The 14,159-nt window shown below is 65.7% G+C and carries 8 protein-coding genes; all 8 read right to left on the bottom strand.

The features are described from left to right. Positions 1-163: 163 nt before the first annotated feature. Positions 164-1,792, bottom strand: a complete 1,629-nt coding sequence (locus GGQ64_RS12925; RefSeq protein ID WP_183804814.1) for an alpha-D-glucose phosphate-specific phosphoglucomutase — start codon at positions 1,790-1,792, stop codon at positions 164-166. Between the two features lie 3 nt (positions 1,793-1,795). Then, complete coding sequence (glgA, locus tag GGQ64_RS12920) at positions 1,796-3,235, bottom strand: glycogen synthase GlgA (RefSeq protein ID WP_183804812.1); 1,440 nt, start codon at positions 3,233-3,235, stop codon at positions 1,796-1,798. 3 nt (positions 3,236-3,238) lie between these two features. Then, positions 3,239-4,501, bottom strand: a complete 1,263-nt coding sequence (glgC, locus tag GGQ64_RS12915; RefSeq protein WP_183804810.1) for a glucose-1-phosphate adenylyltransferase — start codon at positions 4,499-4,501, stop codon at positions 3,239-3,241. A 22-nt stretch (positions 4,502-4,523) separates the two neighbouring features. Then, complete coding sequence (gene glgB / locus GGQ64_RS12910) at positions 4,524-6,725, bottom strand: 1,4-alpha-glucan branching protein GlgB (RefSeq protein ID WP_183804807.1); 2,202 nt, start codon at positions 6,723-6,725, stop codon at positions 4,524-4,526. After that, entirely contained in the window at positions 6,725-9,184 is a 2,460-nt protein-coding gene (locus GGQ64_RS12905) for a glycogen/starch/alpha-glucan phosphorylase (protein ID WP_183804805.1), read from the bottom strand. Before GGQ64_RS12905 ends, glgB begins: the two co-directional genes overlap by 1 nt. Before the next feature lie 221 nt (positions 9,185-9,405). Beyond that, positions 9,406-10,608, bottom strand: a complete 1,203-nt coding sequence (locus GGQ64_RS12900) for a vWA domain-containing protein (RefSeq protein WP_246422619.1) — start codon at positions 10,606-10,608, stop codon at positions 9,406-9,408. Positions 10,609-10,876: 268 nt separating this feature from the next. Further along, positions 10,877-11,764 (bottom strand): transglutaminase family protein, encoded by an 888-nt coding sequence (locus GGQ64_RS12895; protein WP_183804801.1) that lies wholly within the window; start codon positions 11,762-11,764, stop codon positions 10,877-10,879. A 12-nt stretch (positions 11,765-11,776) separates the two neighbouring features. Then, positions 11,777-14,128 carry a circularly permuted type 2 ATP-grasp protein gene (locus tag GGQ64_RS12890; protein ID WP_183805446.1) on the bottom strand — a complete coding sequence of 784 codons (2,352 nt, stop codon included), beginning with the start codon at positions 14,126-14,128 and terminating at the stop codon, positions 11,777-11,779. Positions 14,129-14,159: the final 31 nt, after the last annotated feature.

The raw sequence follows: 14,159 nt of genomic DNA, 5'->3' as shown, positions 1-14,159 counted from the left end.
CGGCGGAAAGGGGGTTCCTTCTCCCCATCCGGGGAGAAGGTGGTCCGAAGGACCGGAAGAGGGCTGTGACCGTGCGGCCTCAGCACTTGCGGCAAGGTCGCCTGCAGCCGCCTGCTCCGCGCTTTTCTCGAGGGGAGAAGCGGGAGCGGACGTCAATGGGCGATCAGGTGATCACGCTCGGCGCGTCGCGGCCGGTGCGGGACTTGATGCCGGCGATTTCGTCGGCGATCGCGATGAGGTCGGCGAGCGCGGTCTGCGTCTCGACGTCGTGGCGCGCGGCATCCGGCTCGTAGCGCTCGATATAGACACGCAGCGTGGCGCCGGAGGTGCCGGTGCCGGAGAGGCGGAAGACGATGCGAGAGCCGCCGGCAAAGAGGATGCGCACACCCTGGTGCTCGCTGACGGACTTGTCGATCGGGTCGTGGTAGGCGAAGTCGTCCGCCGTCTCGACGGTCAGGCCGCCGAAGCTCTTGCCGGGAAGATCGGCAAGCTGCGCCCTCAGGTCGGCCATCAAGCCGTTGGCGGCGGCCGAATCCACTTCCTCGTAATCGTGGCGGGAATAGTAGTTGCGACCGTAGGTCGCCCAGTGCTCGCGGACGATGTCGATGACGCTTTCCTTGCGCACGGCGAGTACGTTGAGCCACAAGAGCACCGCCCAGAGGCCGTCCTTCTCGCGCACGTGGTTGGAGCCGGTGCCGGCACTTTCCTCGCCGCAGATCGTCACCTTGTCGGCATCGAGCAGGTTGCCAAAGAACTTCCAGCCCGTCGGCGTCTCGTACATGCCGATGCCGAGCTTCTCGGCCACGCGGTCGGCAGCACCACTCGTCGGCATCGAGCGGGCGATGCCGGAAAGCCCCTTGGCGTAGCCGGGCGCGAGATGGGCGTTGGCGGCGAGCATGGCGAGGCTGTCGGATGGGGTGACGAAGATGCTGCGGCCGATGATGAGGTTGCGGTCGCCGTCGCCGTCGGAGGCGGCCCCGAAATCGGGCGCGTCGTCCGCCATCATCGTCTCGTAGAGCGCACGCGCGTGGACGAGGTTGGGATCGGGATGATGGCCGCCGAAGTCGGGCAGCGGCATGAAGTTCAGCACCGAGCCCTTGGGCGCGCCGAGGCGGTTCTCGATGATCTCCTTCGCATACGGCCCGGTGACGGCGCTCATGGCGTCGAACACGACGCGGAAGCCGCCGCCGAACATGGCGCGGATCGCAGCGAAGTCGAAGAGTTGCTCCATCAGTTCGGCATAGTCTGCGACCGGGTCGATGACCGTCACGGTCATGCCCTCGATCGTCTGCGTGCCTTCGATGTCGAGATTGACGTCGGCGGCATCGGCGATCCTGTAGCTGTCGATCGCCTTCGAGCGGGCGAAGATCGCGTCGGTGATCTTTTCCGGGGCCGGGCCGCCGTTGCCGATGTTGTACTTGATGCCGAAGTCCTCGGTCGGTCCGCCGGGGTTGTGGCTCGCCGACAGGATGATGCCGCCGAAAGCCTTGTGCTTGCGGATGACGTTGGAGGCGGCCGGCGTCGACAGGATGCCGCCGCGGCCGACGAGAACCTGGCCGAAGCCGTTCGCGGCCGCCATCTTGATCGCGATCTGGATGACCTCGCGGTTGTAATAGCGGCCGTCGCCGCCGATCACGAGCGTCTGGCCGGCGAATCCTTCCAGGGAATCGAAGATCGACTGGATGAAGTTCTCCGCATAGTTCTGCTGCTGGAACACGGGCACCTTCTTTCGAAGGCCCGACGTGCCGGGCTTCTGGTCGCTGTAGGGCGTGGTGGATACGGTCTTGATCATCGCTTAGACTCTCGCAAGGAGGCTGGAATAGAATTTGCTGTAGCGCTCTGCGCTTCGTTCCCAGGAAACGTCGCACTTCATGCCCTGGTTCTGCAACCGGGCCCAGACCTTAGGTTCTGCAAATGCGGTGAAAGCACGGCGGAGCGCCTGTCGAAACCCGTCCGCGGTGACGGGCGCGAACTGGAAGCCGGTGGCGACGCGGGCGGTGAGCGCCGCCTCGTTGGCGTCGATCACGGTGTCGGCAAGGCCGCCGGTGCGGGCGACGATCGGCACGCAGCCGTAGCGAAGGCCGTAGAGCTGGGTCAGTCCGCAGGGCTCGAAACGGGACGGGATCAGGATCGCGTCGGCGCCGGCCTGCATCAGGTGGGACAGCGGCTCGTTGTATCCGATGACGACGCCGATGCGGCCGGGATGGCGCGCGGCCGCAGAAAGCAGCGCGCCCTCGAGGGCCGCATCGCCCGCACCCAGGACGGCAAGTCTGCCGCCTTCCGCCACGATCCAGTCGGCCGCCTCGGCGATCAGGTCGATGCCTTTTTGCCAGGTCAGCCGCGATACGACGCAGAAGAGCGGGCCGGCCCCGTCGTCGAGGTCGAAGCGTTCCATCAGCGCCTTCCTGTTCTCGCCGCGCTGGCGCAGCGAGGCGGCACCGTAGCGGGCGGCGATGTGCGGGTCGGTGGCCGGGTCCCAGACCGTCGTGTCGATCCCGTTGACGATGCCCATCAATTGGTGCGCGCGGGCGTTGACCAGCCCGTCGAGCCCCATGCCGAAGTCCGGCGTGGTGATCTCCTGCGCATAGGTCGGGCTGACGGTGGTCACTTCCCAGGCCGTGCGCAGGCCGCCCTTGAGGAAGCTGACGTGGCCGTAGAATTCCAGCCCCTCGACGCCGAAGGCTTCCTGCGGCAGGCCGAGCCCGGGGAAGATCTCCGGGCCGAACTGGCCCTGGAAGGCGAGGTTATGGACGGTGATGATGTTCGGCACGCGCTCCAGGCCGGTATAGCGCATGTAGACCGGCGTCATCGCCGCCTGCCAGTCATGGGCATGGACGATGTCTGGCCGCCAGTCCGGCAGAAGGCCGCGGGCGATCTCGCAGGCCGCGTACGAAAGGGCGGCGAAGCGCTTCCAGTTGTCGGGATAGTCCAGGCCCGTCACGTCCAGGTAGGGTCCGCCGCTGCGGTCGAAATAGGCGGGTGCGTCGAGGATCAGGATGTCCAGCCCGGCCTGCTGCGCGGCGAGGATGCGCATCTCGTCGCCGAAGGTGCTTGTCAGCGAGGCGATCTTGTGGGGCCGCGTCAGCTGCTGCATCACCGCCGGGTAGCCGGGCAAAAGGGTGCGCATCCGCACCCCCTGGCCGTCGAGCGCAATCGGGAGCGCGCCCGCCACGTCGGCAAGCCCCCCGGTCTTGATCAGCGGGAACACTTCCGATGCGACGGACAGAACATTCATGGCCTAGAGGTCCAGCTTGTCGATCATCGCCTGGGTGATCAGGCAGATGCCGTTTTCGGACCGGCGGAACAGCTTCGCGTCGAGACCCGGGTCCTCGCCGACGATCAGCCCTTCCGGGATCACGACGCCGCGGTCGATGACGACGTTGCGCAGTTGCGCATGGCGGCCGATCGTGACGTCCGGCAGGACGACCGCGCCCTCGAGGCGCGAATAGGAGTTCGCGCGGACGCCGGTGAAGAGCAGGCTGCGATGCAGGGCGGAGCCGGAGATGATGCAGTCGCCGGACACCAGCGAGGAGATCGCCGATCCGCGGCGGTCCTCGTCGTCGTGGACGAACTTGGCCGGAGGCTTGATCTCCGCGAAGGTCCAGATCGGCCACGTGCTGTCGTAGATGTCGAGTTCGGGGGTGATGTCGGTCAGGTCGATGTTGGCCTGCCAGTAGGCGTCGATGGTGCCGACGTCGCGCCAGTAGGCCTCGCGCTCGAAATCGGAGCGGATGCAGGACGAGGCGAAGCGATGGGCGACGGCCTTCCCGTGCTCGACGATATAGGGGATGATGTCCTTGCCGAAGTCGCGGGTCGAATTAGGGTCGGCCGCGTCGCGTCGCAGGAGGTCCATCAGGAACTTCGTGTGAAACACGTAGATGCCCATGGAAGCAAGCGCCATCTCCGGATTGCCCGGAATGCCCGGCGGATCCGCCGGCTTCTCGACAAAGGCGCTGATTTCGTCCCTCTCGTTCACCGCCATCACGCCGAAGCCGGTGGCCTCCATGCGCGGCACCTCGAGGCAGCCGATCGTCACCTGGGCGCCGGAATCGACGTGCTGCTGCAGCATCAGCTCGTAGTCCATCTTGTAGACATGGTCGCCGGCGAGGATGACCATGTATTCGACGCCGTAATCCTCGATGATGTCGATGTTCTGGTAGACCGCGTCCGCCGTGCCCTCGTACCATTGCGTCTCGGAAACGCGCTGGCTGGCCGGCAGGATGTCGAAGCTCTCGTTGCGCTCCGGCCGGAAGAAGTTCCAGCCGCGCTGCAGGTGGCGGATCAGCGAATGCGCCTTGTACTGGGTGGCGACGCCGATGCGGCGGATGCCGGAATTGAGCGCATTCGAGAGGGCGAAATCGATGATACGGGCCTTGCCGCCGAAATAGACCGCGGGTTTCGCGCGTCTGTCGGTCAATTCCTTCAGGCGGCTCCCCCTTCCGCCTGCCAGAACATAGGCCATCGCGTCACGCGCGAGTGGCTGATTGCGCTTCTGCTCCATCGTGTCCTCCCCGACCACTAACTCATTCCTGTTCCAGCAGCAGTGTCGCCAGCGGCGGCAATGTTATCACGGCTGAAACGTTCCCGTTGGCGTCCCTCTCCGCCTGCACGGCGCCGCCATTGCCCTTGCCCGAGCCGCCGTAGATTTCGGCGTCGGTGTTCAGGATCTCCTTCCAGCGCCCTTCGACGGGCAGCGGAACGCGGTAGCGCTCGCGGTAGACCGGCGTGAAGTTGGTGACGACGGCGATCGTCTTTTCGCCCGGCGCCTTGCGCAGCCAGGCGAAGACGGAATTGTCTCGGTCGTCGGCGAGCAGCCATTCGAAGCCTTCGCCCTCGCAGTCGCGGCCATGCAGGGCGACCTTGCGCCTGTAGGTGCCGTTCAGGTCGCGCACCAGCCGGCGCATGCCCTCGTGCATCGGATATTCGAGCAGGTTCCAGTCGAGCGCGCGGTCCTCGCTCCATTCGCGCCACTGGGCGAACTCCTGGCCCATGAACAGGAGCTTCTTGCCCGGATAGCCCCACATGAAGCCGTAGTAGGCGCGCAGGTTGGCAAATTTCTGCCAGTCGTCGCCCGCCATCTTGGCGATCAGCGAGCCCTTGCCGTGCACCACTTCGTCGTGGGAGAGCGGCAGCACGAAATTCTCGGTGAAGGCGTAGAGCAGGCCGAAGGTCATGTCGTTGTGGTGGAACTTCCGGTGCACGGCCTCGCGCGACATGTATTGCAGCGTGTCGTGCATGAAGCCCATGTTCCACTTGAAGCCGAAGCCGAGCCCGCCCTCGTGGACGGGGTGGGAGACCTTCGGCCAGGAGGTGGATTCCTCGGCGATGGTGATCACGCCCGGCCGGGTGCCGTAGACGCGTGCATTCATCGTCTGCAGGAACCGGACGGCTTCCAGGTTCTCGTTGCCGCCATATTCGTTCGGCACCCATTCCCCGTGCTTGCGCGAATAGTCGAGGTAGAGCATCGAGGCGACCGCGTCGACGCGCAGGCCGTCGACATGGAACTTCTCGGCCCAGTAGAGCGCGTTGTTGATGAGGAAGGCCAACACCTCCTGGCGGCCGAAATTGTAGATCGCCGTGTGCCAGTCGGGATGGAAGCCCTTGCGCGGGTCCTCATGCTCGTAGAGGGCAGTGCCGTCGAACCAGCGCAGGCCGTGCTCGTCGGTCGGGAAATGGGCGGGCACCCAGTCGAGGATGACGCCGAGGCCGACCTTGTGGGCGCCGTTGACGAAACGGGCAAAGCCTTCCGGATCGCCGAAGCGCGCCGTCGGCGCGTAGAGCCCGGTCGTCTGGTAGCCCCAGGAGGGATCGAAGGGGTATTCGGAGATCGGCAGGAATTCGATATGGGTGAAGCCCATCTCGTCGCAGTAGGGGATCAGCCGTTCGGCGAGTTCGTCCCAGGAGAGCATGTCGCCGTTGTCGCGCCGCTGCCAGGAGGCGGCATGCACCTCGTAGATGGAGATCGGCTGCCGGCGCGGATCGATCGTCGCCCAGTGGTCGCGGTGGGCCTCGTCCTCCCAGACCTGCTCGATCTCGCCCGTCGTCATCGAGGCGGTCCGCGGGCGCAGTTCGGAGCGGCGGGCGAACGGGTCGGCCTTCAGCGGCAGCACCTCGCCGTTCTTGCCGACGATCTCGTATTTATAAGCGTGGCCGGCCACGACGCCCGGCAGGAAGATCTCCCAGATGCCGGTGTCGCCGCGCAGCCGCATCACATGGCGGCGGCCGTCCCATTCGTTGAAGTCGCCGACGACGGAAACACGCTGCGCGTTCGGCGCCCAGACGGCGAAATGAAAGCCATCGACGCCCTCGAGCGTCAGCGGGTGCGAACCCATGCGCTCGAACAGCCTGAGGTGGGAGCCCTCGCGGATATAGTAGTCGTCCATTGGACCGAGAACCGGGCCGAAGGAGTAGGGGTCGACGACGATCCACTCGCCGCCCTCGTTGCGGGCGCGGTAGCGGATCGGCTGGAGCTTGCGGACGGAGATCGCACCCGCAAAAATGCCGGCGGGATCGAGGCAGTCAAGTTCGCCGATCGCCTTTCCGGCGATGGTTTCCGCGGTGACGGCCGCAGCGTGCGGGATAAAGCAGCGCGCCACGAACTTGTCGCCGGCCTGATGGATGCCGAGGACGGCGAAGGGATCCGGATGGCGGCTTCCCAGAATGGCCTCGATGTCGGCATCCGCCAGACCCGTCGATGGTTTCTCCAGCGGGTCTTTGCTTGCCATCAGACGCCCCAGATCTCGGTTGCGTACTGGCGGATGGTGCGGTCGGACGAGAACCAGCCCATGCGGGCGGTGTTGTGGATCGCCTTGGTGCTCCACCCGGTCTTGTCGTTCCAGAGCGCATCGACGTCGCGCTGGGCCTTCGCATAGGAATCGAAATCGGCTGCGACCATGAACCAGTCGTGGTTGTAGAGGCCGTCGATCAGCCCGGTGAAGCGGCTGCGGTCATCAGGCGAGAAGACACCGGAGGAAATGGCAGCCAGCGCCTGCGAGAGTTCGGGCGAGCCTTCGATGATCGCGCGGGGATCGTGTCCCTCGGTGCGCACGCGCGCCACTTCGTCCGCCGTCATGCCGAAGATGATGATGTTGTCCTCGCCGACATGGTCGCGCATCTCGACATTGGCGCCGTCCAGCGTGCCGATCGTGAGCGCGCCGTTCAGGGCGAACTTCATGTTGCCGGTGCCCGACGCTTCCATGCCGGCGGTCGAGATCTGCTCCGAAAGGTCGGCGGCGGGAACCATGATCTCGGCGAGCGAGACGTTGTAGTTCGGCACGAAGACCACCTTCAGCAGGCCGCGGACGGCCGGGTCGTTGTTGATGACGCGCGCAACGTCGTTTGCGAGCTTTATGATCAGCTTGGCGTTGTGATAGCTCGGCGCCGCCTTGCCGGCGAACAGCTTAACGCGCGGAACCCAGTCGAGTTCCGGCCGCGAGCGAATCTGATCGTAGAGCGCTACCGCCTCGACGATGTTGAGAAGCTGGCGCTTGTATTCGTGGATGCGCTTGATCTGGATGTCGAACATCGCGTCGGGGTCGATGCGCACGCCGACGCGGGCCTGCACCAGGTTTGCGAGCCTGATCTTGTTCTCGCGCTTGATCGCGGCAAAGCGCTTCTGGAAGGCGCTGTCGCCGGCAAAGGCGTCGAGTGCCTTCAGCTTTTCGGCATCGTCCTCGAATTCCGGGCCGATCGCCTCGCGGATCAGGTTGAACAGGCCGGGATTGCACTGCATCAGCCAGCGGCGCGGGGTGATGCCGTTGGTCTTGTTGTTGATGCGGGCCGGGTACAGGCGATGGAGATCGGCGAAGACCGTCTCCTTCATCAGTTCGGTATGGAGCGCGGAGACGCCGTTGACCGAGTGCGAGCCGACGAAGGCGAGGTTGCCCATGCGCACGCGCCGCTCGCCGCCTTCCTCGATCAGCGAGATGTTGCGGATCTGCTGGTCGTCGTAGCCGTGCTCCTTGCGCGCCTCCAAGAGGATCTTGGCGTTGACCGCATAGACGATCTGCATGTGCCGCGGCAGCAGGCGCTCGAACAGCGGCACCGGCCAGCTTTCCAGCGCCTCGGGCAGCAGCGTATGGTTCGTATAGGCGAACGTCTCGCGGGCGATGCCCCAGGCGGTGTCGAAATCCATGCCGTGGACATCGGTGAGCAGGCGGACGAGTTCGGCGACGGAGACAGCCGGATGCGTGTCGTTCAGCTGGATCGCCACGGCATCGGGCAGCGAGGTGAAATCCGGATACTGCTGCAGGTGGCGGCGCAGAATGTCCTGCAGCGAGGCGGAGGAGAAGAAGAACTCCTGGCGCAGCCGCAGTTCCTGGCCGGCCGGCGTGGCATCGGCCGGATAGAGGACGCGCGTGAGGCTCTCGGCCTTGTTGCTTTCGCGCAGCGCGCCGATGTGGTCGCCGGCGTTGAAGGCGTCGAGCAGGATCGGATCGATCGGGTAGGCTGACCACAGGCGCAGCGTATTGACCCGCTTCGCCCGCCAGCCGACGGCCGGGGTATCGTAAGCGGTGGCGATCACCCTTTCCGCGGGCTTCCAGACGGAGCGCTGCCTGCCGTCGCCGAGATCGAGCGTCTCCACGCCGCCGCCGAAGCCGATCTCGTAGGAGCTTTCCCGGCGCTCGAACTCCCAGGGGTTTCCGTGTGCCAGCCAGGTCTCCGGCAGCTCGACCTGCCAGCCGTCGGCGATCTCCTGGCGGAACAGGCCGTGCACGTAGCGGATGCCGTAGCCGTAGGCCGGCACGTCGGTCGTCGCCATGGATTCGATGAAACAGGCTGCAAGCCGGCCGAGGCCGCCATTGCCGAGCGCTGCATCCGGTTCGAGTTCGGCGATGATGTCGGGGTCGACGCCCAGCGACATGAGCGCCTCGCGCATCTCGTCCATGATGCCGATATTGGTCATGGCGTCGCGCATCATGCGGCCGATCAGGAATTCCAGCGACAGATAGTAGACGCGCTTGGAACCGGTGGCGTAGGTGCGCCGCGTCGAATCCATCCACTTGTCGGTGATGCGGTCGCGCGCCACCAGGATCGCGGCGGTCAGCCAGTCATGCGGCTTTGCGACCTTGGGATCCTTGCCGATGCGGTATTTGAGGCGTTCGACCAGCTCGGTCGCCAGTTGCGACGGCTCGGTCGAACGTAATGCGGGGGCTGGAATTTCGCTGGAGGAGACCCTGTTCATCATGAGCGACCACGAACCCCTTCGCTGTATTCCGAAGCCATCGAAGCGTGACCTCTCGAGGCCATTTTGCATCTATCCGAAGCGCTTGCAATACGGCCCGGCGAGAAAGGAGCCATGCGGCTGGCGCAGAGCGGATGCCTGCGGAATAGACGCCGGACAGGCAAAGCCCGCTGCGCGCAGGGCGTCAGCGGGCTTTCAGTTTTGTCGGGATCTGCCGCGGTTCAGTGGGTCAGGCGGGCGACCGCAGCGACGGCCTTCTCGCCGATCGCCTTGAACGCGGCTACCAGCTGGGTCATGTTCGATGCCTCGAAGTAGTTGGACTGCGTGGTGGCGCAATACTTCAGAAGCGTCTGGCCGCGGGTCGGCGCCATGAAGGCCACGGTGAAGACCTCGACCTTGGCGGCACGGGCCTTGTCGCAGGAGGCCTTCGTCTCGGTGTCGGATCTCTTGCCATTCGCGTCGTTCGACTTGCCGTTGTAGGCCGTGTTCTCGCCATCCGTCATGAAGATGATGTACTTGGTCGGAACCTGGCCGTTCTTGTCCTTGTGCGCCGGAATTTCGGTTTCGTCGGAGGCGTCCGACGGAACCAGCTTATCCAGCGCCTTCGCGAATGCGGCGTGCGAATCCGTGCCGCCCGTGGGCTCGGTCGGCAGCGCGTTGACGTAGGTCGAAGCGCCTGCCGTCCCCCACGCCAATTGGGTCTCCGTCTGCATCTGGTCATTGTAGGACACCGCAGCGGTGCGGACGAGTTCCATCTCGGGATCGGCCGTGTTCAACTGCGTCGTCAGGTTGGCGACGGCCGACTTCAGGGCGCCGATCTTCCTGATGTAGCAAGGCGTCGTTGCCGTGACTTCGGGTTTCAGCCAGTTGCTCTCTATCCAGTTCTTGCAGGGCACGGTCCTGCTGGCGATGTCGCCCGTCTTGAACGACATCGAGCCGGACCGGTCGAGCACGAGGAACATGGAGAGCGCGCTCTTCGATTCCGTGGCGCTTTCCGCCGTGGTGCTGGCGCTGATGGTCGTCTTGTCCTTGACGAGAAGGCGGGTCAGGGGATTGAGCGGCATGTCGTAGTTTGCGCTGACGTTGATGACCCAGGATTTCCCGGTTCCAACTGTGGACGTTTCGTCGATCTGGACCAGACTGGAGGCATAGGCGTTGGTCTCCTCCGGCTGGCCGCCGGTGTCTGCGCTGTCCGGGTCGCCGGGCGAGGCGCCGCCGCTCTGCATCTGGGTCTTGAGGAACTCCAGGGCGAGGAGCTTCGCATCCTCGATGCTCATGTTGTCGTTTGCGAGTGCGGACGCGGCTGCGAGCGCCGCCGAATCGGAGGCGTCCTGCAGCCGGTTCTTGGTCATCATCATCTTGGTCAGGTCGATGGAAATGCCGCCGGCGCCCAGCAGCACCGGCAGCAGCAATGCGGTCATCATGCCGAAATTTCCAAGACGGTCCTTTAGAAGGCGGGAAAGGACACCCTGCTTTTCCGTTGCCGATTTCATTTTGCGCCACCCCATCATCATAATGTTGGGCGGACATTAGCTTGGATAAATGATCAGCCGGTTTCCGGGATTGCTAAAATACGATCGAACCGGCAGAAAGCCCCTGAAAGCAGCTGTTTAAGGCCGGGACGGGCTGTCTCCAATCGGGACTCGCTGCACCGGCTTGCGACACCGGCAGCCGTTCTCCGTTCGCCGCCCCTTACGCGGGCTGGCGCACCGGCACGACGTCCACCGCCTGTTTCGTCTGCTGCTGGCCGTAGCTCTTGACGATGCCGATCACCGGCGCCACGTCGGCGTAGTCGCGGCCGTAGCCGACGACGATGTGGTCGGTTCCGGCCGGCATGTCGTTGGTCGGATCCAGCTCCACCCAGCCGTTGGTCGGGCCGCACCACAGCCGCACCCAGGCGTGCATGGCGTCCGCACCTTCCAGGCGCTCCTTGCCGGCAGGGGGGATGGTGCGCAGGAAGCCGCTGACATAGCCGGCGGGAATGCCGAGGCTGCGCAGTGCCACGATCATGACGTGGACGAAGTCCTGGCAGACCCCGCGCTTCAGCCGGAAGGCCTCCTGGGGTGTGGTGTCCACGGTCGTGGCGTCCACGTCGTAGGTGAAATCGCTGTGGATGCGTGTGCACAGGGCGGAGGCGATTTCACGGACGGTCATGCCCGGTGCCGCGACCGACAGGGCATAGTCCGAGATTTCCGAACAATCGGGGAGACGCGGGCTGTGGCCGGTGAAATGGTGCGGCGAGGCGGGGGCGAGCGACCAGCAGGCGGCGATCTCGCGGGAAAGCTCGCCGATCTGCGGCGAGAAATCGGGCTGGTCGTTTGTCGCGTCGACCTGCACCCGCGCCTGCATGTCGATCTCGAGCCGGTCGTGGGCGTTGCGGAAGAGGATCAGCGTCGCCTGGTTCTCGAAGAAATCGATCACGCCCGTGCGCTCGACCGGCTGGGGCCTGATGCCGACCGATCCGGCGATCAGGCGCTGCCGGCCCGCAATCGAGCGCGGCAGGACGCGCACCATATGGCGGCCGCCCGAGACGGGGAAGTCGTAGTCGTACTCGATGCGCAGGTTGATGTCATAGAGCATGGGGGACCCGTCTCAGCTCAGATAGGTTTCGCCGAGAATGTCGGAGAGCTTTTCCAGTTCGGTCTCGAAGTGCCGGTAGGCCTCGGGCGTCATTCCCTCCGGCGTCATCACCGCAAGGCCGGCATGCAGCCGCATCGCCTCGCGGTAGAAGGGCGACATCTGGCCGTTCGAATAGGCATTCGGCAGTTGCTCGATCTCGGTCTTGATCTCGTTCAGCTGGTAGAGCACCGAGCGCGGATTGAGCGGGTCGAGTGCCAGAAGGTCGGTGACGGTCAGCCTGGCGGTCGCGACATTGTAGCGGCGGCGATGGGTCATCACGCTGTCGCCGATCTCCAGCAGCATGTCGAGCGCGCCATCGGGCGCATCCTCGCCGGAAAGATGGCGCAGCAGCCGCGTCATGTGCAGACCGCGCTCCAGGTAGCGGCCGACCGACAGGAAGCGCCAGCCGGTGAAGCGGTACATGTTCTCGTGCACGAGGCCGGCGAAGCCTGCGAGCTTGCGCAGGAGCACGGTCATGGCGCGGGTGGCGTCGTCACCGGGCTGGATCGAGTCGTGGAAGCGGCGCGCGGTCTTGGCGAGATCGGCCAGCGCCAGCCAACCGTCCGGGGAGAAGCGGTCGCGGATGTTGCTGGCGGAAAAGACGGCGCTGTCGATGCTGGCGAGCAGGGTGGAGGGCACCGGCTCGGCGGTATCGACGTCGAGCTGCTTCAGATAATCGGAGACGTCCTTCAGGAGCGGCTGGTCCGGGTCGGCATATTCGGCGAAGCGGCCGTGCCAGGCGCGCAGGATGCGCAGCGCCCCTTCGGCGCGCTCGATGTAGCGGCCGAGCCAGAAGAGATTGTCGGCCGCGCGGCTCGGCAGGCTGCCGGGCAGGTTGCGGGTGAAGGCCTCGTCGGCGGGCAGAAGCGAGGTGCGGTCGACCGGCCGGTCGCTGACGATCCAGACGTCGGCGGCGGAGCCGCCCTCCTGCATGGTGATCGCCGAGACGTCGCTGCCGGAGCTGATGCGGGCGAAGCCGCCGGGCATGATCTGCCAGCCGTCGCGGGTGCGGGCGGCAAAGACCCGCAGGCTCATCGGCCGTGGCACGAGCCTGCCGTCGACATAGGCCGGCGTCGTCGACAGCGTTACCGCCTCCTGGCCGACGAGGCGGGCGCCATCGTTCGAAAGCCAGTCGGCGATCGGGAGTTTTGCGTTCTCGCGCAGGGTCGAGCCGAGCACGGAGCGGCCGTTGTCGTCGAAGAAGGGGCGCGTCGAATAGGCCGGGCCGATCACCATGTTCTCGATGTTGGCGGCGACATGGTCGCGCTCGGCCTGCTGGCCGCACCACCAGGTGGCGATGCTCGGCAATTGCAGGTCCTCGCCGGTCAGGTGCCGGCTGATCGTCGGCGTGAAGGCGAGCAACGCGCGCGTCTCGAGGATGCCGGAACCGAGCGCGTTGACGATCCGCACGGACCCGGCCCGCAGCGCCTCGACGATGCCGGGCGTGCCGAGCTGCGACTGGTGGTTCAGCTCCAACGGATCGGCGAAGCTCGCGTCGAGCCGCCGCCAGAGCACGCTGACGTGCTTCAGGCCTGCGACGGTGCGCACCATGACGCGGCCGTTGACGACGGTGAGGTCCTCGCCCTCCAGGAGCATGAATCCGAGATAGCGGGCGATGTAGGCGTGCTCGAAATAGGTCTCGTTCGCGGGGCCTGGCGAGAGCACGGCGATGCGATCGTCCTCGAACTGGCGCCCGGCCAGCAGCGCATCGCGGAAGGCGCCGAAGAAGCCGGCGAGCCGGTGCACATGGGTCTCGGCGTAGACGTCGGAGAAGGCGCGGGCGGTGGCGACGCGGTTTTCCAGTGCGAAGCCTGCGCCGGAGGGAGCCTCGGTTCGGTCAGAGAGGACCCACCAGTTTCCGTCGGGGCCGCGGCCGACCTCGAAGGAACAGAAATGCAGGAAATGGCCGCCTGCCGGGGCCACGCCCACGACGGGGCGAAGATATTCCGGATTGGTGCCGATCAGCTGCGCGGGCAGGAGACCTTCCGATACCAGCCGGGCAGGGCCATAGATGTCGGCCGCGATCATCTCCAGCAGTTCGACGCGCTGGATCAGCCCGCGCGACAGGTTCTCCCATTCGGCCTGGTCGATCACGACGGGGATGTGGGACAGCGGCCAGGCGCGCTCGCCGCCGGCGTCCTTGCCATAGGCGCGGTAGAACACGCCGGCGTCGCGCAGGTAGCGGTCGGCGCGGGCGAAGCGGTTGGCGAGCTCCGTCTCGTCCATCCGGCCGAGCGCGGAAAGCAGCTTCTGCCATGCCGGACGGATCGAACCGTCGGGCGAGACCATCTCGTCGGCGATGCCCGGCAAGGGCGCATAGGTCATGAGCCCCTCCAGCAGCGGGTTCCCCGCGATA

Origin of the sequence: Mycoplana azooxidifex, assembly GCF_014196765.1 — a bacterium.
GTDB classification, from domain to species: domain Bacteria; phylum Pseudomonadota; class Alphaproteobacteria; order Rhizobiales; family Rhizobiaceae; genus Mycoplana; species Mycoplana azooxidifex.
Note: the sequence above shows the minus strand (reverse complement) of the source record. Positions and strands in the feature narration are given on the sequence as shown.